Origin of the sequence: Candidatus Didemnitutus sp., from assembly GCA_019634575.1 — a bacterium.
In the GTDB taxonomy this organism is placed as follows: domain Bacteria; phylum Verrucomicrobiota; class Verrucomicrobiia; order Opitutales; family Opitutaceae; genus Didemnitutus.
In genome coordinates, this window is sequence record JAHCAY010000005.1 from 78,110 (window position 1) to 98,397 (window position 20,288).

Consider the following 20,288-nt stretch of genomic DNA (forward strand, 5'->3'; position numbering starts at 1 on the left):
TGCCGCACATATCAGAGGCCCTCCCTGGATGCACCCACGCCCATGGCACCCAACATGGCGGCATTGACCTTTCGGACGTCGAATTCCTCGACCGCAATCGCCCGCGACCGCGCCCCCATCGCACGGACCCGGCTTGGATCACGGGCAAGACGGAGCATCGCCTCGGCCAGAGCCTCCGCGTCCCGCACCGGCACAAGCAGGCCATTCTCCCCCTCCAGCACACGGTGCGCGTCCGCTTTCATGCCCGCCCGCAACCGCACGGTCTCCCGGCACCCAATGGTGTCCGTGGTGATGATCGCCCGACCGACCGCCATGGCCTCGAGCACCGAACGGGGCATGCCTTCATGATAGGAGGGGAGGACATAAACGGTGGCAGCTTCAAGCTCCGGACGCACGTCGGAGCAGTGTCCAGCATAGGTGAGGATGCCCTCGGCTTGCCAAGCGTGCACTTCAGCCAAGGAGATCCCGGTGGGATTCGGATCAGCGCCGCCCACGATCCTGCATTCGGCTTCGGGACAGACCGCGCGCACTTGGCGGGCGGCCGTGGCGAACTCGGCCAAACCCTTGTCGCGCAGGAGGCGCCCCAGATAGAGAAACCGCATGGGCGCCGCCGGCACCGCTCGTTCGGCGAAATGGACGAGGTCCACCCCGGAACCACGGACCACCGTCAACTTGGCTTTTTCCGCGATCCGCTCCGCGATGAACAGGGCGGCGATGTCGGGATTCTGCACCACGACACGATGCGCCCGCCGGAGCGAAACGCGGTAGAGCATCAGGGCCACAGTGCGTAGGGTCCGTCCCTTCAAGCCGGTTGAATGGAACGCCGTGCCCAGCCCGGTGATCAGGGCGACGATCCGCGCCACGCCTTCGCTGCCCGCGGCCAGAGAGCCGTAGATGACCGGCTTGATCGTGTAGCCCAGAACCACGTCTGGCTTCTCCGTTGCGATCAGGCGGCGCAGCCGTCGGTAGGTCCGGAAATCCGCCCATGGATTGAGCCCGGTCCGTGCCAACTCGACGCCCACGAAACGAGCTCCCAAGTCCTCCACTTGCCGCGGCACTTCCTTGCTCTCCGCGGGCGCCGCGGCCACGACCTTGCAGCCAGCCGCAACCAGATCGCGGATGAGCGGACCGCGGAAATTCACGAGCGAACGGTCGAAGCTGGCGAGCAGGAGGACCTTCATCGTCTGGTCTTCCTTTCGAAATTCTCAAGCATGCTCAACGTTTCCGCGGTCATCCGTTCCATCGTGAACAATTCGCGGCAGCGGTCCCGTCCGCGTTTTCCCATCGCCACGGCTTCCGGCCAGTCCGCCCAGATCTCCTCAAGTGCGGCCAGCGTGCCCGTCACATCCGCCACGTTCACTAGCCGCAGGTGCTCCCGGTCGCGCGCGAAGTGCGGCACGTCGCCGACCCGGGTGCAGACGGCCGGCAAGCCGAGGCTCATCGCCTCAAGTAACGCGTTGGGCATCCCTTCGACCCGGCTGAGCATCAGATACACGTGTCCGGCACATAGGAAATCCAATGGTTGCTCGATCAGGCCTTCGAGCTGCACGACATCGGCGACTCCAGCTTCGTCAATCATTGCCTGCAAGGTCGCTCCCTCGAAAGGAGCGCCACCGACGTGAAGCATCCACGGCCAGCCCCGTGCCTGGATAGAGCGGGCCAACGGGATCAACACATCGTAGCCTTTGATCTGAATGAGCACATTGCCGAGCAGATGGATACGCAGTGATTGCGGGCGAGCGGCCGGAAGCTCGATTGTCGGTCGCGCGAGGGTCTGCTGGTCCAGCGCGTTGTAGATGACCGCACCGCGCGCCCAGGCGCCGGGCGCGACTGCTTCCAGCTGGTCGAGATTCAACCGGCTGTTGCTGACAAAAAGATCGGTGCAGGCACGCAGCAGCCGCCAATACCATCGATAGCGCGCCAGGCGCGGACCGTCGGCGCTGCGCAACGCCACGAGCGTGCGCGGCCGGCAACCCACTGTCCCGAGCAGGAGGCGCACGACGTCGGCGCGGTAACCCCATGTCCAAAGAAGCGCGTCCGGCTGCGCGCGCAGCAACCGTCGGAGTCGCCAGACCTCCGACCACAAGAACCGTTTCCGCTGCGCAGGTTCGCACCACTCCACGCCGGCTGTCCGCGCCTCGGCGATGAGGGGGGCCATCCGCGGATGAGGCTCGATGCCCCGCAACGTCACGATCGTGCAGCCGTGCCCGGCCCGCGCGAGCATCGTAGCGGTCAGCAGGAGTTGTTTCTCGGCCCCGCCACCGCCGAGCGAATTGATGACGAAGATCGCCTTCACGAATTCAAGGGACGCACGCCTCCATGACCCGTCGATATTCGCCCGCGACCTTCTCGATCGCCGTGCGCCGAGCGAGCTCCGCCCGCGCATCCCGCCACGTTGCCGCGGGCAGCTGCCCGGCGCGATCCAGCGCCGATTCCAAGGCGACGACAAAGTCGGCTTCGCCCTCGGAAATCCAACACGCACCGAGCCCAAGGACGCCGAGCAATTCACCGACGCCCGCACCACCGGCCGCAACGACGCGGGCGCCCCGCTGCAAAGCTTCGAGCAATGCATTCGGCTGACCCTCGTAATGCGAACCGAGCACGAAGTAGTCGGCCTCCGCGAGCAACTTCGTTGGTTGCGCGATGAAACCGACAAGATTTACCGAACTCCTCAACCCGAGCGCATCGATCCGCGCCTCGAGCGAGGCACGCTGCGATCCTTCGCCGGCGATCGTCAGCGTCACCGAGCGACCTTGCGAGCGCAACCGGGCGACCGCATCAATCAGCCGTGCATAACCTTTCTCCGGCGACAGCCGCCCGATCGCGACCAGACGCAGCGCGGCCGCGGGACCGCCGCTCGAGCCAGAGACGACGTTCATCGCTGGCTTCGCGGCCGGATTCCAGATCACCTGGTGCACGGGCGGCCAAGCTCCGAGCAACCGCAGATTCCCCAAGGCCTGCTCACTTTGGGCGATCATGCCATCCACCGCCCCGACGAAGGCGGCATACTTCCAGTGAGAGACTGCCGGAATGTTCCGCACTGGACAGCTGCCTTCCCGGTAAACGAGCGGCGCCCGGACCAGCCCGAGCCGCCGCAGTGCGCCAAGCGAAGTGCCGAGTTCAAAACCAAAGAGCAGGGTCGGCACGCGCGGCGAGCGATTGAGCTGTCGCAGCAGCCAGAACAGCGCGTGGCGCACCCGGCGAACGCCGGCTTCTGCCACTTGCACACGTGGATCAAGTTCCGTCAGAAACACTCCGTCGCGTCGCACCAACAGCAGTTCCACGCGACGTCCCTCGCGCGCCCACTGGTTCGCCAACTCAAAGCAGACCCGTTCAGACCCGCCACCGGCCAGCGTGGTAATCACCAGTCGGAGCTCCGGCGTATCTATCCAAAGGGAAGACCGGGAGGGCACGGAATCTGAGCTCGAACTCATCCCGAGCCGGACGGCGCTCCCCGCGTCGGAAACCGACGCACGATCCACGCATTGGTCCGGGTGAGCATCGGTTTCTCAACCCAACGATAATACCACAGCCCCCCTGCCAGCGAAATCAACACGACCAACCACAAGGCCGGCTGGACGTGCGTGGGCACGCCGATGAACCGGACCGCGAGGGCCATCAGCATAAACTGAATCGAATTGTGCACGAGGTAAATGGAGTAGGACGCATCCCCAAGGTGCATCAAACTCCGCGGCACCTTGAGCGGCACCTGGCGACCGACGATGAGCGTTCCCCATGTAACGAGGAAGAAACCTACACCCCAATAGTAACAGCGAAAGGCCTCGCCGCCGGCGCGCAGAGCATCGTAAGCGGACCACCCAAATCCCAGCAACCCCGCGCCCGCCCCCAAAGCCAGCCAGCCCGTGATCGGACGGACAGTCATCCGGAATCCAAGCGCAGCAACGCACCCCAACAGGAACTGGGCGTTGTAGGGACTGAAAACGAAGCGCGGCAGCGGATCAGTGACCAGGGTTGCCTTCGCATTCAGCGCCAGAATGAGCGCTATCCAAGTTCCCCCGAGCAACATCGCGAGCGTCCGCCCGCTCAGCAACGCGATCAGGAAGACCAGATAGAAAAGCATCTCGTGTGACAGGCTCCATGCCACGTCCAAGATGCGCACGTCCGTCGGCAGCAGCAGATAGGAATTGAGAATCACATCCGCATTCAACTTACCGCCGTTTCGCACGCCAAATCCGACGAACAGGTGAGCCGTCTTGATCAGCATTGCGACGAAGAGCGGAGGATAGATGCGGCACCACCGTTTGAACAGATAGCGGGACGCACAGCTGGGATGCCCGATCTCGTCGAGATGAACGTGACAGATGATAAATCCGCTCAGCACGAAGAAGAAGTCGACACCCAGCCGCCCGACCCGCGCGGCTCCGCCCATGAAGTCGGCGTGCCAGAACCAGGCGGCGCCAACCCCGGCGTGGAAAAGCAGGACCGCGAGCGCGGCAAGTCCACGGTAAGCCTGCAGCACATCCAGCCTCTCGCGGTGCTGCGGCCCCCGGGCCGTGACGGGCCGTGATTCTTCCGTCGCGATCATTGGGGCGGCATCGCGTGCCTCGAGTGTTCCAGCCACGCCTGGAACATGAGCACGTCCCACAGCGCGTAGTGCCAGCGGCGCGTGCCCGTGAGGTGCTCGTGCCACATCTGGCGGACCGGCTGAGGATCCAGAAATCCCTCATCGCGCAGGCGCCGCTCGTCGAGCAGCGCCTCGCCCCAGTCCCGGAGCGGGCCGCGCAGCCAGGATTCGATCGGCACGCCAAAGCCCATCTTGGGCCGCTCCAGCAAGGCCGGCGGCACGTGGCGGTAGAGCAACTGGCGCAGCAGCCACTTGCCCCGCCCTTGCCGCACCTTGAAGCGGTCTGGAAGGCCGAGCGCGAATTCGACGACGCGGTGGTCGAGCAGCGGGACGCGGGTCTCGAGACTGACCGCCATCGCCGCCCGATCGACCTTGGTCAGGATACAGTCCGGCAGATACGACGCGAGATCGAGCTGGGTCATTCGGGCGATCAACGACGGATCATCCCCGATCGCGACGGCCGCACGCTGGATCGGAAGCAGATCGGCTTCAGACCCGTCCCTCACCAACGCCGCCATGCCGGCATCTCGCAGCACGAAACGCAGGTAGAGATCCGCCGCGCTCGGAAACGCGAGAAGGTCGGCGACCTTGTGCAGGCGGTCTCCGGTTCGCCCCTTCCAGCCGGCGCCCGCCACCGCCGGCATCACGCCGCCCAGCAAGGCTTCCCAAGTCGCCGGACGAACCGCCCGCAATCCGCCGCCGGCCGCCCGGCCAAGCCAGCGTGGCATCCAGCGCGTCTTGCGCCAAAGCGCCATGGTATCGAAATATCGCCGGTAGCCGGCAAACAACTCGTCTCCGGCATCGCCCGAGAGGCTCACCGTCACATGCTGGCGCGCCAGCGCCGAGACCAAAAATGTCGGAATCTGCGAGGAGTCCGCAAACGGCTCGTCGTAGATGGAGGGCAAGCGCGGGATGACATCCAGGGCATCCTGCGGGCGGACGTAGAGCTCCGTATGATCGGTGCCCAGATGTTGAGCCACCGCCTTGGCGTGCTCCGCCTCGTTGTATTCGGATTCGGCAAAACCGATGGTGAAGGTGCGCACGCGTCCTGCATTCGCCCGCTGCATCAAGGCGACGATTGTCGACGAGTCGATTCCACCGGAGAGGAAGGCCCCCAGCGGCACGTCCGCGACCATCTGCTCGCGAATCGCGCGGCCGAGCACGCGATCAAGTTCAGCCAGCGCCTCGGCATCATCGCCCGCAAACGGCCGCTGCCGCGCCGCGGCGGCTCGCGCCGCCATATCCCAATAAAGTTCCGGCGCGGGCATCACGCCGGCTTGTGCGTCGGCGAGCGACAATTCCAGCAGTCCGCCGGGCGGCAGCTTGGCAATGCCGCGATAAATCGTGAGTGGAGCGGGCACGAAGCTGTGCCGGAAAAAAGCACGAAGCGCGCCGCGATCCACTTCGCCGCACCACGCCGGATGCGCCCGCAGCGCCTTCAACTCTGAACCGAACAGGAACGTCCGTCCCATCCACCCGTAGTAGAGCGGTTTTTCGCCCAACCGATCGCGCACCAGGTAGAGCTTGCGCTCCTCGCGATCGAACAGCGCCACCGCGAACATGCCGACGCAGCGTGCAATCGCCTGCCGCACGCCCCAGCGCGCCGCCGCCTCGAGCAGCACCTCCGTGTCCGATCCTCCGCGAAAGTGCACCCCACCCGTTTCAAGATCCTGTCGGATCTCGGGAAAGTTGTAGATCTCGCCGTTGAAGCTGATGACGAACCGTTCCGACGCCGACACCATCGGCTGCGTGCCCGTCGGCGTCAGATCGATGATCGCCAGGCGGCGATGCCCGAGTGCGACTTCACACGACGCGTCCGACCATTGGCCGGCACCGTCCGGCCCACGATGATGCAGAGTCAGCAACATCCGGCCGAGGATTTCGTCCGCGCCTCCCGCGCTATCGTCAAAACCAAGGAATCCAGCGATGCCACACATGTTAATGCCTCCTGGCGGCGAAATACGCGGGCTCCCCCGCCACGCAGATCAACGCGAGAGCGAAAAGGAACACGCTCGATTCGGGCAGATTGTGACTGAAGAACGCGGTCACGAAGAGCACCAAGTAAAGAGGGAAAAAGGCGCGACACCACCGAAAGCAATACACGCCCAGCGCGCCCATGATCACCATGCCGAACAGGGCACCGGGCACCCCCTCATCCACCAATAGACCAACATACAAATTGTGCGGCCCTTGGCCGGACAGCGTCCGTGGGGCATTCGAGTAGGTCGCCCCATAGCCTATCCAAGGACTCTCCATGCCCATAGCGAAGCCCTCCATTAGGAGGCGGCCACGTCCCGAGTCGTCGATGGCCCCTGCATCTCGTCCCAGCAAAAGGCGCGCGCGAGTGTTCAGCTCTTCGTTACCGGATTGGAGTTGGTCCACCACGCTCGAAAGTGAGGCAAAAGTGATCACCAGAGCGACTCCCGCGAAGAGCAGTGCCCGCAAGCGCAGGCCGCCACGCATAAAGGCCAACACACCGACCAGCAGCGCGAGAAAGCCGCCGCGGCTCAAGGTTATGAAGCTCCCGAAAATCGTGACGCAGATGAATAGAACGCGCAGCGTGTTGCTGTGGACGAGCGGCACCGCCGCGAACAACAGAACGCCCAACGCGAACGAGGCGCCATTGCTGTTGATGAAATAACCGGCCGCACGTCCGGAGGTCACCGGAAAAAAGCCCGGCACGAAATAGTCGACGGTGATCGATCCGATCGCAACCGCGCTACAGGCCACCAGGGCCAGGGCAAGCCGGCGGCGCGCGCGTAACGCAACCCGCAGGCCGACATAGGAAACCCCAAAAAACACGAGGGCAAAAGCCGTGTTGCGGCTCGCAGCATCCTCGAAATCCACATAACGCTTGAGCATCGCCGCATCGAGGAACCGGCCACCCAGCCCACACGCGATCCCCAACGCCATCGGGGGAAGATCGATGGAGAACGGCACCGCCCCGGCAACCACGATACTACCGAGAGCGAGGATGATCACCATCGGACGGACCGTGATCAACTGCTCTTCCAGAAAGTAGAACGAAATCAGGTTCGTCATCACCGTCACCATCAGCACGATGAACGCCAGCAGAGCGAACGCCTCGCGAAAGTTGAGCGGCCGGTGCGGAAAGGCAACGGGCGGTTGGGGCGGCGGAGCGGAAGCAGGATTATTTCGAGCCATGTCAATTGAGTAAGTCTGCGCGGAAGTCAGGCGGCCATAGGCGGAGACGCCGGGAAAGGACAGATAATTGGCACGAAACGCGACAAAGGATGTGGTCGCTCAGATCGGGAGCTTTGGTGCTGCCCTCTCTGACTTTAATGCGGCCGCGACGGCCTGCTCCCACTGCGCCATCACTCGTGCCACCGAGTAGGTCTCCGCCACGCGGCTCGCCTGCCCCCCCAGTCGTTCGCGCAGGTCCGCACTGCCCATCAACCGCTCCAGCGCCTCGGCGAGCACGGGGACGTTGCCCGGGGGGAAGAGCAGGCCGTTTTGCCCATCGCGAATGATCTCCGCGATGCCACCGCGGCATTGAGCCGCAACGACCGGCAGACCTGCGGCCATTGCCTCCACGAGCGCGTTCGGGAAGCCTTCATAGCGCGACGGCAACACGAAGATCTTTGCTCCGGCGTATTCGACCCCGATCTCAGGACGCAAACCTGGCAGGTCGACTCGATCACGGAGCCCCAGTTCAGCCGCTTGTTTCTCAAGTCGCGCACGCTCGCCACCTTCGCCGATGATGCGCAACCGCCAATCGGGGAATCGTTCAGCCACGCACGCCAACGCGGGCAGCAGGTAATCAAATCCCTTTTGCCGCGCCAGACGGCCCACCGCGAGAATCGTCTGCGACGGCGTCCGCGCTGGGGTCGAAGCAGGCGGCACCGGATTGGGAATCACACGGAGGCGAAGCGTTCCCCACGGCATGAAATAGGCCCGCATCTCCTCGCTCTGCACCACCACGCTCGCCGCACACCGGTAAACAAGCCATCGGGCAAATTGCCACGGCCACGCGGGCCGATGCATCAGCGGATCCACTCGTTCGGAAACGATCAACGGCCAGCCGCTTCCGCGGACCGCCAGCGAACACAGCACGTTCATCTCAGTGCAAAAGCTAATCACCAAATCGGGCTGGAACGCACGCAACGCCGCGCGCAAACGGAAGACCCGTTGCCCATGAGCGCGGAGCCGGCGAGCCAGCCCGTGCGGCGTGCCTTCCATGCCGAGCGACAGGTGCCGCACTCGCTCCGGCAGCGAATAAAAGGACTTAGTTCCCGCTGGCTCCAACGTGAAAATAGCGACCACATGCCCGCCCGCATCAAAATGCCGGGCGATCAAACTCATCACCCGTTCAGCCCCACCGGCCTGCATCGTTGGGATCACCAACGCCAGGCGCAGCCTTCTGTTCTCGAAGGTCTCCATCACCTTGAGGCTTCCTGCGGCTGCGTCTCTACTATCGGAACCGGGGCGCCGTTTCCTCTTCTGCTCCGCAACCAGCGGAGATTCCGAATCAAGTCCCTCGTCATCGCGACACCGATAAGATCGCACGGCAGTGGGAGGCCAGGCGGCTGCGCACATGCTCAGTGACTCCATCCCAGATATGGGAGAGGATCGAGGCAACCGTCACGACGCGGTCCGTCTCCGGAGCAAGCCGCTAACCACCAAGGAAAGGTAAAAAAACGACAGCACATACATGAGTGAATTCGCGAGGGGAATTCCCTGTAGGCCGAGCCAGCTTCTGAACAACAGGTTGAGCGCAATGTTCACCACCAGGCTGATCAACGAGCCCCACATCAGGAAGCGGTTGCCTTGGAGTGCATGAATCAATCGCACAAGGAATATGCCGCCGGCATAGAATGGCAGTTGGATCGCATAGAATCGCTGTAGCGAAGCGACCATCGCCACCGCCTCCGGCGTAAATTGCCCTCGATGGAAAAGCAGGCCCGCCAACCAGTCGGAACCCAACACTAGGAGCAGCGTCGCTCCTCCGCCCGCGCCGAAAATCAACCAGCGATAGGTGCGCAAGGTCCGGAGGACGGCGACCCAGTCGGACTTCGCCACCATCCCCGAGAAATACGGCAGCACGGCTGTGCCTAACGCAGTCGCGCAGATGCTGTTTACCACCCCAATCAACCGGTTGGCATAGCCCAGCGAAGCGATGCTGCCGTTGGGCAGGGCCGCGGCCATGAAACTTTCCACCACGGTTGTGCCACTGATCATAAAGGCCCCGGCAATCATGGGCAGATACTGGAGTAGCACCTCACGGAGTTCGGGCGACCACCCGGCCCATTCTGGCCGAATCACATAGCCAGCGCGCTTCAACCGCCAAGCCAGCACGGCTGCCTGCAGCGCGAAACCCGCTGTGTAACCGACCGCAAGACTGTAGATGCCAAATGTTCCAGCCCCCAGCAGCAAAAACACCAGTGCCACCACTGTGGCGATTGCCGGCAAGAACGCCGCCAGCGCAAATTTCTCTCCGGCGTTCAGCACCGCGCTCCAGACACTAATGACACTCTGCAAGACGATGATGGGGCTGAGCCAGTAGAACAACCGCAACGTCAGGGCCAGCTTGGCCGGACCGAAGGCGGGCGCCAGCAATGGCAGCAGTGTCGGCGCAAGTCCGGTAAACGCCAGTCCCGTGATGAACAACAAGCCGATCGTCGAAAACAAAGTGCCGGCGAGCAGGCGATTGGCGGCGGGCAGTCCCTGCCGCTCTCTCACCGCCACGAATGTCGGAATGAAGGCGGCATTGATGGTTCCAGCTAGCACATTTACGATGAAATTGGGCAGGACAAAGGCCATCAGGTAGGCGTCGACCTCGTCGCTGGTGCCAAAGCGGGCGGCAATCACCATCTCGCGTAGCAGACCGACGCCCCTGACAAGTAGAGTCAGTCCTGCAATCAGCAGCGAAGCTCGAAAAATTCGCCGATTCGTTGATAAGCCCTTAAGCATCGTCTGTCCGAAAAAGGAAGTCAGTCCGTTGGGGCAACGAATTCATCACAGTCAAGGCCGCGCAACAGGTTTTCAATTTTCGCAGCTCGAATCCGGCGCAGTGCTGAAATCGAATCCCTCCCCGCTTGGTGATCCTGAAGGTATAACGCCCGCTGGTAGATGGTGATGAGAGCGTCGAAATTCATCCCTGTGTCGGCCAGCGGCGTGGACCACGACGAACCCACCCAACGGCAGCATCATAAGCCACAGTCCAGCGAACGTCGGCTGCTCCTGCCGCGTGCACAGCTTGCGCAGTCCAATCCCGGCATGAAGCCAAAACGTGCATAGCGCACGACGACGTGTTTCAGAAACTCAACGGCGGGACGCGTCCCCAGTGCCAACTAAGGTCGATTGCCTCGAGAGGCGATTCCACAGCACCTCGCAAGTCCTTAAATGATCGCACCCCGCATCAGCGACCCGGTATCTGGTTTGCATCGGTAGATGGCGGCACCCGTGCGCCAGATATCGCGCCTGATGCCGCTGATCCACGGTGAACCAGACCACGCTTTCGCGCATTTTGGGAAAGCTGTTCGCCATCTGAAAATCGCCGAGACGCTTCATTCGTAATCAAAGTTGCCAGCCGTGTGCCGCAGCCTCGGGACCGCTGAGAAAACCCTTCACATCCACCAACACAGGCGGCCGCGCGGGATTCAGTTCGAGCAGCGCCGGCACCGAGAACCGCTGCTGGAGCGCCCGGTGCTTCACAGCCAGGATCACCGCCTCGTAGCCGGTCCCGACCTCGGGGGAGAGATCAATACCATACTCGTGCTTCACTTCGGCCGGATCGGCCTCCGGGTCGTAGCAGGATACCGCAACGCCGTAGGCCCGCAGTTCCTGATAGATGTCAATCACCCGGGTGTTGCGGATATCGGGCACATCCTCCTTGAAGGTCCAGCCGAGGATAAGCACCTTCGCGCCCTTCACAGGCCGGTCCGCGGCGATAAGCAGCTTGACGGTTTTCTCGGCCACGAACTTGCCCATGCCGTCGTTGATGCGGCGACCGGCCAGGATGACCTGCGGATGATAGCCCAGACTCTCGGCCTTGTGCGTCAGGTAGTAGGGATCGACGCCGATGCAGTGCCCGCCCACGAGACCGGGCCGGAACGGCAGAAAATTCCACTTCGTCCCCGCCGCTTCTAGGACGTCGAGCGTGCGAATTCCCATCTTCTCAAAGATCAGCGCGAGCTCGTTCATCAGGGCGATATTAAGGTCGCGTTGCGTGTTCTCGATCACCTTGGCGGCCTCCGCGGTCTTGATATTCGCCGCGACGAAGATGCCGGCGGTGATGACCGCGCCGTAGACCTGGCGCAGCAGCTCCGCCGTGGGCGCGTCGTCGCCCGAGACTACTTTTTTGATCCGCTCGACCGTGTGATCCTTGTCACCGGGGTTGATGCGTTCCGGCGAGTAACCGACGTGGAAGTCGCGCCGCCATTTCAGCCCGCTCTCCCGCTCGATGATCGGCACACAATCGTCTTCCGTGCAGCCGGGGTAAACGGTCGACTCATACACGACCGTGGTGCCGGGAGTCAGGTTGCGCCCGATCGTTGTGGAGGATTTCACCAACGGGGTGAGATCGGGGCGCTTGTGCTCGTCGATCGGCGTCGGCACGGTGACGATGATCAGCCCGCAGGACTTCAGCACGGCGGGATCAGAAGTGATGCCGAGTTTCGCCGTGCCGGCGGCGGCTTGCGCGGCGAGCAACTTGTCGCTCGCGACCTCACGCGTGGCATCGTGGCCTGCCCGCAGTTCAGCGACACGTCGTTCGTTGATGTCGAAACCAACCACGCGAAACTTTTTCGCGAAGGCGACTGCCAGGGGCAGGCCCACATAGCCGAGCCCGATCATGGCGATCGCGCTGCGACCGGATTCAAAATCAGCAAAGGATGGACGATGGCTCATAAGAAAAGCGGATCAATGCGTCCGAACCTCAGAAGGACGTAACCGACATGCGGCTGACTTCCGCCGTCAGACTTTTGGCGGCGATCGTAAGATAGTAGCCGGGCGAAGTGTCGAGCGCCGCGCTCACCACCACGCGCTGGGTGAAGTTCCAGAACTCGACCTTTCCACCCTGATAACTGACGCCGAATTCGTTCGGCGTATCCGGCGACAAGGGCGTCCCCTTCGCGGCGGCAAGTAGACGGGACTTGCCCGCCACGAAGTTCTCAATCCGCATGCGCCCGTCGGCCGTCACCACGAGGCGCAGGCCATTGAGCGGCACCCTCGGACTTTCCTCGTTCTCGAAGGGCTCATCGGTGTCGCAAAGAATCAGACTCCACCAATGATTCGAGTCGCTGACATCCTTGAGTGCGAGGGTCCATCGAATCATCATTTCACGGTAGGGGTGGCCATCGTTCAGCGGGGAAGCCCATCCGTGCAACACGGCGGCATAATAGCCTTTCTTGACCGTAATCGCCCATTTGTCGGGCGGGACGAACGCTCCTCGTGACTGGCCGGACATCGGCAGCATGCCATGCGGCATCGTCTGCGCGATAAAAGGATCATGCGTCAAGCGTCCGGCCCCGCCAGCGAGATAGCGGGGTTCGTCGGTATATACTCCGATGGCGCCGCGCTGCAGCGCCTGAGTGAGCTCAAAGCGGCGGTCCACGGTATAGAAGATGAACTTAGCTCCCGCCAGCCGCGCGCGCACCACATAGTCGTCCGAAATTCCCTTGAAGAAGGCGCAGAAGGCGTAGCCCTTCTGTCCGAGCGAGAACGGGTCCGGAGCGGATTTCTCGCCGTAAACCGACAGGCTCGCCGGGAAGCCCGCTTGGAGCGCCGGTTCTAGTTCCTCCGGATCGAATGAATTCACGAGGACATAGTCCGGTTTGATGCCCTGCGATTTCAGGGTCGCCACGATCGCCGCTCCCGCGCCGCGATTCTTGGCTTCGACAAGCACGATCGCCTTGTTGCCAAATTCGCGCAGCACGTCAGTCAGGAGCGGCGGCCCCAGTTCCTGCGGGTCATGTGCAACGTCCGCCGGAATCTTGAAGCGGAGCGAGCGCCAGCTCTGTTCGGTCTGATCCGCGGTGCGACCGGACGATTGGGTCGTCCGCTCAAGCGTGTCGTCGTGCATCACGCCGAGCGCTCCGTCCTTCAACAGAAAGCAATCGACTTCCACGAAGGGGCTGCCACCCTCGACTGTCCGCCGGTAGCCGTAGAGGGAATGCTCGACGAACATTCCGGACGAGCCGCGATGCGAAAGCAGATAGGGAGTCTTGAGGCTCGACCATCCGAGGCCGATCGCTCCGATTTGGTCTGCCCGAGCCATGGCAGCCAAACCGAGCGCGAGCGCGAAAACCCCGGCCCCGCGCGTGCCGAAGACGATTCGCGAACGGAAGCGGTAACTCCACTGGATATTCTTCATTGCATAAAAATTCATGGCCCCCTCCCGGCTCAGAGCCTTACCTCGCGCAACCAAATCCGATTGTCGAGATACCAATCCACCGTGCGTTGGAAACCCTCCTCGGGCAAAATACGCGGGCTCCAGCCAAGGAGGCGCCCGGCCTTGGTGATATCAGCCCACGTCTCTTTGATATCGGCGACGTGAAACGGTTTGCCGGCAATGACGGCTTTCTTGCCCAGCGCTTTTTCCATGAAGGCAATTACCGTCTGTAGGCTGATCGGATTGCGGCCGCCACCGAGATTGACGATCTCATAGCCGAGAGGCTTCGCCGCGAGGATCGTGCCCCGCGCGATATCGTCGACGTAAGTGAAGTCGCGCGACTGGGTGCCGTCACCGAACAATTCAAGCGGCTGCTCTTCGTCGATCCACTTGATGAAGCGGAAAACGCTCATGTCCGGGCGCCCCGCCGGGCCGAAAACCGTGAAGTAGCGCACCACGGTCGTGTCGAGGCCGTAGAGCTTATGGTAGCTGTAAGCCAGCAACTCGGCACCCTTCTTCGTCGCCGCGTAGGGCGAGAGCGGCGTGTTCACCGGCAATTCCTCGGTGAACGGCATCGCGCAACCGGCGTAGAGCGACGAGGTCGAAGCCAGCACCTGCTTCTTCACGCCGTATTTCCGTTGACACTCCAGGACGTTCAATGTCCCCAGCGTGTTCGTGCTGAGATATACGTAGGGATTCTCCATCGAATACCGCACGCCCGCGCGCGCGGCCAGGTTGAACACCGCGTCAAACTTGAACTCCGAAAACAGTGCGTCCAGTGCCGGCAGGTCTTCGATATCGACCGGACGAAAATGAAAGCACCCCGCCGACCGCGCGGAACCTTGAAACTGCGATTTCGCCGCGTCCGCCCGCGACCACCAGTCCGGCTGCGCGAGCAGACTGGCCAGCCGGTAGTCCTTTAGGCGCACGTCGTAGTAGTCGTTGAGATTGTCGACGCCGACGACAGTATGCCCCTCAGCGAGGAGAAATTCGCATACTTTCGAGGCGATAAAGCCGGCGGCACCGGTGACGAGGTAAGTGGACATGAAATCAGAGCTTCGCCCCGTCGCTTCCGATGGAAAGAAAGCGCGAGGGATAGGTGAATGATGTGAGCGCGGCCATGAGGGCCGATGGCTCCAGCTAGGAGCCCAGTTTCAAAAACGTGCGAGCGACAGGGAGCAAGGCACGCGCCTTGGAATTCCAATCGGAAAGGGATTTGAGGCGCTTTCTCAATTCTACAGCCTCGCCATTCGCTTCAGGCACAAGCTTAGAGAGCGCCGCGAGCTTGGAGCTGCCGGCCGAGAGCTGCTTTCCCAAACGATTCTCGAGAAAGCGCGCGACCAGCTTTCGCAGTTCCAAGTCGGGCGTGAACAACTCGGCGCGATTCACCGGCGTAGAGACTTCCTTCAGCGCCCCCACTTCGCGCAACACCCGCAACCCCTGGCTGATCGAGCCCTTGCTGATGTCCAAACGCGCCTCAATTTCGGCAAAGCTCAGGGGCTGCGGCGAGGCGAAGACGATGCCGTAGATCGCCGCGACGGATTTGGGCACCCCAAGCACGTCGGCGGCACTCACGAAGAAGTCCACCACCTGCGCGTCGAACGCGACGATTTCCTCGGGACGGCCAGCCGTCAGCACCAGTCCAGTTCCGGACGCGGTGGCGTATCCTGCGGGTGCGTCAGACGCGGGGCGAGCCATGTGTCCAAGGACCTCATCAGGGATTTCTCCGATGTTCAATTCAAAATGAATTAAACTCCATCCCTCCCCTTTAGCTGATCGCGCGTTGGCAAACGCAGGCCATTCCCCGCGCTCCCGAGGCAGATGTGCGACAACTGGAACATGAGCCGTTGCGTATCGCTCAGCTCGGTGGGCGAGTCCCATCCTAAGCGTTGCCCTCGTCGGCAAAACAGCACGCCACCCAGCCCATCCCGATCAGGTTGAGTGGAGTCAAGCGGCCTTCGGGAAGAAGGTCATCCCGCAGGCCCCGCTATCCCTCCGTCCCGTTGGATTCATCGGCCGGTAGAGATGACCCATTGTGAAACTTGAGCCGTCGCCTGGGTTTCGCCGTCGCTCACGACTCGCCTGCACACCCCGCGACGCCGGACCGGGGCGCGATCACCCTCCGGGCGACGACCACTCCGGCAGAGGCGCCTAAGGGCACGAGCCGGGTCCCCCCCTCACGACCCTGTAAACGCGATTTCTGCGATTTTTTCACCGAATCGCACGAACTCCCATAATCCCGGTTAGATGCGCATCGTTTCTCACACCAACCCATCCCACGACCACGCCCCGTTTGTCCATCCCGCGTCAGCACACAAGCGCGGGACGATCTCGCCCTCCCCCGAGGAAGATCGAGGCGGGTTCATTCAGAACCCTTCGATCTCCTGCCGACCACGAACTCCCGATGATCCCGAAAATGCCCACGTAGCTCGCACGCAAAAACGACCGCCAACGCTCGCGAGATCGTCCTGAACCGCCACCGGACAATCGCCTTACCGATCCATACTAGCGCTCCGTGGCCCGTCACGAAAGTTCATCCGAGCCCAGCCATCCGCCGCGACCAACGCCGCGCACGGTGCGTGAGGCACATGATCTCCTGACTCCACATCTCAGCGACCACGATCGCAATCTGTTGGCCTTGTTTGTTGATCGCGATCTATCTGCCCCCTTCGATTATCGGTTCTTTGAGGCACTAGTTCAGCGACTGTCAGAAATCCGCACTGCATGCTTCGCCGAAGACCCCGACCACGGTTCTCTCCAAATGGCCTTCAATCGGCTGCAGCTGCTTCTGGTTCGTCTGGGTCGCGACGCGATCCGGGCCGAATGCCGCGCCAGCCACCCACGTCTGCTCGGGCGGATTGCATTCCTCTGCCGGGTCCTGCCGCAGTTGTCACATATCAACCCCGTCTATGCTACTGGACGGATCCATTCCAGTTGCCTCGACCCTGCGACTGCGAAGCGTTATATTCCTCTATCGACGATTGAGCATTTGATCGGGAAGGACATCCTTGAGGAGTTATTCCCCAAGGAGTCCGAAGCGGACTACTCGCTGGAGATCGATCCGGATAACGCCGAAATCGCCTTTGGCAAAGAGTTACAGTGCATTATTTCCGCATCGGGATTGACTCACCAGCAATTCGTTGAGCGATTTGCTGTGCTCGGCGTCAGCAAGTCATGGATTACGCAAGCATGCAGTGGACTGCGTTTGCCCAGTGGGCGATATCTTCCCGTCGTTGCAACAATCGCGTCCGAACACCAATGTCCGCAATTGTTACGATATTTCGTTCTCGCCCGCAAAATGCGCCGAAAAAAGAAACCTCTGACGGCAAGCCGAGACTGCACGCCGAAGATCGAATACCTCGAACTCGTCGAACCGGAATGGGACCGGCTCGAGAAGACGACCGATGCGGAGTATCTTCGGGCAAACGGCTACGCGTTGGCTCCGGGGACGAAAAAAATCCACCGCAATCAGGTTGCGTCGCTGATACTTGCGGCAGTTGCCCCACGCGATGGCCCGCCGGGCGAAAAGGGTCTTGGCCTCGATACCTTGTCCCTTTCGATTACCGTGCTCGCGCGCCCCGACGTCCTAGACATGGCGCTTGCGAATGCCGCGGCCCGACGGAATGCAAGCAGCGGTGTGCTCGCAAATGCGGACAAGCTGCTGGCGGGCACCGTTGCCATGTTGACCCGTCCGCACGAGGGCGCCTTGTGGCTGTGCGCGGCAGAAGTGGCGAAACTGAACCCCGACGCGGCCTCGGGCTTGATCACGCAGTGGCCGAAAAACAGCGGACCCGACGGCCAAAAATGCAGCACCCCAACCGAGAGAATCCGCGCGCAGTGTTTTGAAGTATTCGCTCACGCATCTGCAATCGCCAGCAGGGCGGGTAAAGCGCCCGTTAGCGGATCGCATCTGGAAACTCTCTCATCCCTCTACACCAAGTTCAACTCGGGGATGTCGGTGATTTTTGCGATTGCGAACCACGCCTGTCCTCACCGTCCCCCGGCGACCCCTGAAAAGATCGTGGACGCCATGGTCTGCAATTTTCTCGCGGGGGCGATGCAGTCTCCGGCGCGCCTTGGAGATGCTCTCTCCCTGCAGTTCCACCATGTGGGACGCCGACCGGATGGAACTTTCGCCGAATATCAGCAGCCAACCCAGAAAACCGGACGCTTCGGAACCGGCAAAGCGGGAATGCTCCTGCTCTACCTCGGGCTCTCGCGCTTTCTCTTTCCGTATCATGATTGGCGAACCCGCCAGAAACCGGAAGGCCCCTATTTTATTCGACCGGACGGCCGCCCCTATGACCAAACATCCTTCCGGTATGCACTTGATAAGTTTTTCGCGCGAAAAGCGAATAACGTATTTCCGGTGGGGTTCCATCCCCATGATCCCCGCTATATCGTGATGTCCGATGCCTGCCAGGCTTACGGGCGACGCACAGGCGAGATCATCGGCGGTGAGGCGCTGCGCAATTGCGGGCCTTACACCAGCGGCTCTTATTGCGTGTTAAAGGTGGAGGACTGCCAACTGGAATTCCAGGGAACACCCAGTATTCAAAGCCTGATCAAGCAAGCGCTCACCGACTCGAAGCAAATCCTGCTTTCGCAATTGCGCCGCTAGTCCCCACCGGGCGGCGGCGCAGTCGGCCAAGCGAGAAGAGCAAGCTGACCAGCGTGGAGCCAAACCGCAACTACCGGTCCATAGTTCCGAGGCGCACACTTTCCGCTGTCGACGCGCAGCCATGCGGCCGAGGAAGCGCTGCAATGCTATCCGGTTGGTCTCACCTCAACGCGCGTGCGAGCCAGTCCGGGGTCGGCTTCGGACGCTCGACTACTTTGCCGTTTTCGGCGCGCAGGACCAATCGATAAGGGTGCTCCTGCGACGAGTTGTCGAAGACGCGCACGCTTGGAACGAACGCGAGAGCCGCCAACAGATTCTTGAGCGACTGATCGTAGCGCCTGGCCAGTCGCTCGGTCGGCACATCGTGGCCACCCTGCATCACGCGGACTGCCACGCGCACCTCCGAGAGATCGGCACCCGATATCCCGATGAAGTGAAGTTCCACCCGGTAACCGACCGCGATCGCTTTTCGTAGGAAATCGAGCTTCGCTCCAACCGGATCTGAAAACACGGTCTCGGTGATGAACGACTCGCCCGCGGCGAGCATCTCTGCGCGCACCTTGTCGGCATAGGTCGCCGCTTCTTCGACAGCAACGTGCAGGCGCGCCACCAATTCGTCAGCGTTGATGAACGGAAGCCCTGAGCTGCTCAGGAACGTCCGGTAGTAGGTCGACTTGCCGGCACCGTTCGGTCCGGCCAACATGACGAGGCGGCGCACTGGATCAGGAGGTGGCTGCAGTAACAGCCTTCGCTCGCTGTGCGACAAACCGCCGGTTCACAAATTTGCCGGCGCGAATGGTGCCGTCCGGCTGACGTTCAACAATGAGTCCGGGATACTTCGGGTCCGTGCCGTAGGTTGGCGTGCCGTGGCGCTGGATCTCGGCCAACGCCAACTTCCGGCCGTCCTTCGTGTCGATACGGGCAATGAGTGAGTCAAGATCCTGCACCTGCCCCATCTGTTTGATCGTCCGGATTCGGTCGTGCGAGAAGACGGACTCGGCTACTCGCCCCAACTTCGCCCAGAACTCGACTTGGGCGGTAGGAGAACGTTCCATGAGTGTCGCTGACGAGCGTGCATCGTGGACCAACTGGGCATCAAGGCGAAGAGGAGTGGTAGCGGGCATACGGGAGATATCGTAGCAAATTGCTACAATTTCAAGCCATGCGTTGGCTATTCACGGCAAGTCGCTGGTGGTTAGCACGGGAAGTGACTTCTGCTGGACCATCGGGATGGATGGACGGTCAGGGCGTGGTCACGCCGAGCGCGCGATAGAGAGCCACGATAAAGGGCCTCTCGGAAGATGCGTGGAGAAAATCGATAGGCTGTCTAGAGTCGGCCTGAACTCGAAATCCAGATCGGAGGTGTGGTGGAGCCGGGGGTGGAGTTCCACGGGAGAGCGCGGCGGCTCGCGGCTGCACATCACGTGAACGGCGCCCCACGGACGGCAGCGCGCCTTCGGCGCGTTCCGTCCGGTTGTTTTTCGGCGAAGCGGGCCGGAGCCATGTCGGCGTCCGGTTGATCGCTTCCCTGCCCTCTGGCGCAGGAAACTCCCGAAAGTAACCGTCCGTATGTCCCTCGAAGACGAGGCCGAACCCGGCTCGTCCCGCGACATTCGCATCCGTGCTGTCCGCGAAGCGCTCAAACTACTCGGAGACATCATCCGCGTTGTTGACGTCTTGGCGGCGCTCCTGGTGCGTCTGTTGTGAGGATCCGAGTCGAGGTTGGGCAT

At 62.1% G+C, this 20,288-nt stretch carries 16 protein-coding genes; 2 read left to right on the forward strand and 14 right to left on the reverse strand.

Annotated features, from left to right (window positions below):
• Nucleotides 1-11: 11 nt before the first annotated feature.
• The 12 genes from KF715_21545 to KF715_21600 all read right to left on the reverse strand — a co-directional run bounded on the left by KF715_21545 (nt 12) and on the right by KF715_21600 (nt 15,635).
• Entirely contained in the window at nt 12-1,181 is a 1,170-nt protein-coding gene (locus tag KF715_21545; protein ID MBX3739287.1) for a glycosyltransferase family 4 protein, read from the reverse strand.
• Nucleotides 1,178-2,296: a glycosyltransferase gene (locus tag KF715_21550; GenBank protein ID MBX3739288.1), complete on the reverse strand. Its 1,119-nt coding sequence runs from the start codon at nt 2,294-2,296 to the stop codon at nt 1,178-1,180. The genes KF715_21545 and KF715_21550 overlap by 4 nt, the downstream gene beginning before the upstream one ends.
• A gap of 4 nt (nt 2,297-2,300) precedes the next feature.
• Nucleotides 2,301-3,365 carry a glycosyltransferase gene (locus tag KF715_21555; GenBank protein MBX3739289.1) on the reverse strand — a complete coding sequence of 355 codons (1,065 nt, stop codon included), beginning with the start codon at nt 3,363-3,365 and terminating at the stop codon, nt 2,301-2,303.
• A gap of 65 nt (nt 3,366-3,430) precedes the next feature.
• Nucleotides 3,431-4,546, reverse strand: a complete 1,116-nt coding sequence (locus KF715_21560) for an acyltransferase (protein ID MBX3739290.1) — start codon at nt 4,544-4,546, stop codon at nt 3,431-3,433.
• Entirely contained in the window at nt 4,543-6,522 is a 1,980-nt protein-coding gene (asnB, locus tag KF715_21565; GenBank protein ID MBX3739291.1) for an asparagine synthase (glutamine-hydrolyzing), read from the reverse strand. Before asnB ends, KF715_21560 begins: the two co-directional genes overlap by 4 nt.
• A 1-nt stretch (nt 6,523) precedes the next feature.
• Nucleotides 6,524-7,750 (reverse strand): O-antigen ligase family protein, encoded by a 1,227-nt coding sequence (locus KF715_21570; GenBank protein ID MBX3739292.1) that lies wholly within the window; start codon nt 7,748-7,750, stop codon nt 6,524-6,526.
• Nucleotides 7,751-7,849: 99 nt separating this feature from the next.
• A complete protein-coding gene (locus tag KF715_21575; GenBank protein MBX3739293.1) occupies nt 7,850-8,986 on the reverse strand; it encodes a glycosyltransferase family 4 protein in 1,137 nt (378 codons plus the stop codon).
• A 201-nt stretch (nt 8,987-9,187) separates the two neighbouring features.
• Nucleotides 9,188-10,417, reverse strand: coding sequence for a hypothetical protein (locus tag KF715_21580; protein ID MBX3739294.1), 1,230 nt, complete (start codon nt 10,415-10,417; stop codon nt 9,188-9,190).
• Between the two features lie 705 nt (nt 10,418-11,122).
• Entirely contained in the window at nt 11,123-12,454 is a 1,332-nt protein-coding gene (locus tag KF715_21585) for a nucleotide sugar dehydrogenase (GenBank protein MBX3739295.1), read from the reverse strand.
• 28 nt (nt 12,455-12,482) lie between these two features.
• The gene (locus KF715_21590) at nt 12,483-13,919 is read right to left on the reverse strand and encodes a glycerophosphodiester phosphodiesterase (protein ID MBX3739296.1); all 1,437 of its coding nucleotides are present in this window, start codon (nt 13,917-13,919) and stop codon (nt 12,483-12,485) included.
• A gap of 29 nt (nt 13,920-13,948) precedes the next feature.
• Entirely contained in the window at nt 13,949-14,983 is a 1,035-nt protein-coding gene (locus tag KF715_21595; protein MBX3739297.1) for an NAD-dependent epimerase/dehydratase family protein, read from the reverse strand.
• Nucleotides 14,984-15,077: 94 nt separating this feature from the next.
• On the reverse strand, nt 15,078-15,635 hold the full coding sequence (locus tag KF715_21600) for a helix-turn-helix domain-containing protein (GenBank protein MBX3739298.1): 558 nt from the start codon (nt 15,633-15,635) through the stop codon (nt 15,078-15,080).
• A gap of 817 nt (nt 15,636-16,452) precedes the next feature.
• Between KF715_21600 and KF715_21605 the strand changes: the two genes are divergently transcribed.
• Nucleotides 16,453-18,558 carry a hypothetical protein gene (locus KF715_21605; protein MBX3739299.1) on the forward strand — a complete coding sequence of 702 codons (2,106 nt, stop codon included), beginning with the start codon at nt 16,453-16,455 and terminating at the stop codon, nt 18,556-18,558.
• A 160-nt stretch (nt 18,559-18,718) separates the two neighbouring features.
• Here KF715_21605 and KF715_21610 read toward each other — a convergent pair whose 3' ends face one another.
• Both KF715_21610 and KF715_21615 read right to left on the reverse strand, forming a co-directional pair.
• Nucleotides 18,719-19,276, reverse strand: coding sequence for a zeta toxin family protein (locus KF715_21610; protein MBX3739300.1), 558 nt, complete (start codon nt 19,274-19,276; stop codon nt 18,719-18,721).
• 4 nt (nt 19,277-19,280) lie between these two features.
• Entirely contained in the window at nt 19,281-19,682 is a 402-nt protein-coding gene (locus KF715_21615; GenBank protein MBX3739301.1) for a hypothetical protein, read from the reverse strand.
• Nucleotides 19,683-20,127: 445 nt separating this feature from the next.
• Between KF715_21615 and KF715_21620 the strand changes: the two genes are divergently transcribed.
• Nucleotides 20,128-20,265 (forward strand): hypothetical protein, encoded by a 138-nt coding sequence (locus KF715_21620; GenBank protein ID MBX3739302.1) that lies wholly within the window; start codon nt 20,128-20,130, stop codon nt 20,263-20,265.
• Nucleotides 20,266-20,288: the final 23 nt, after the last annotated feature.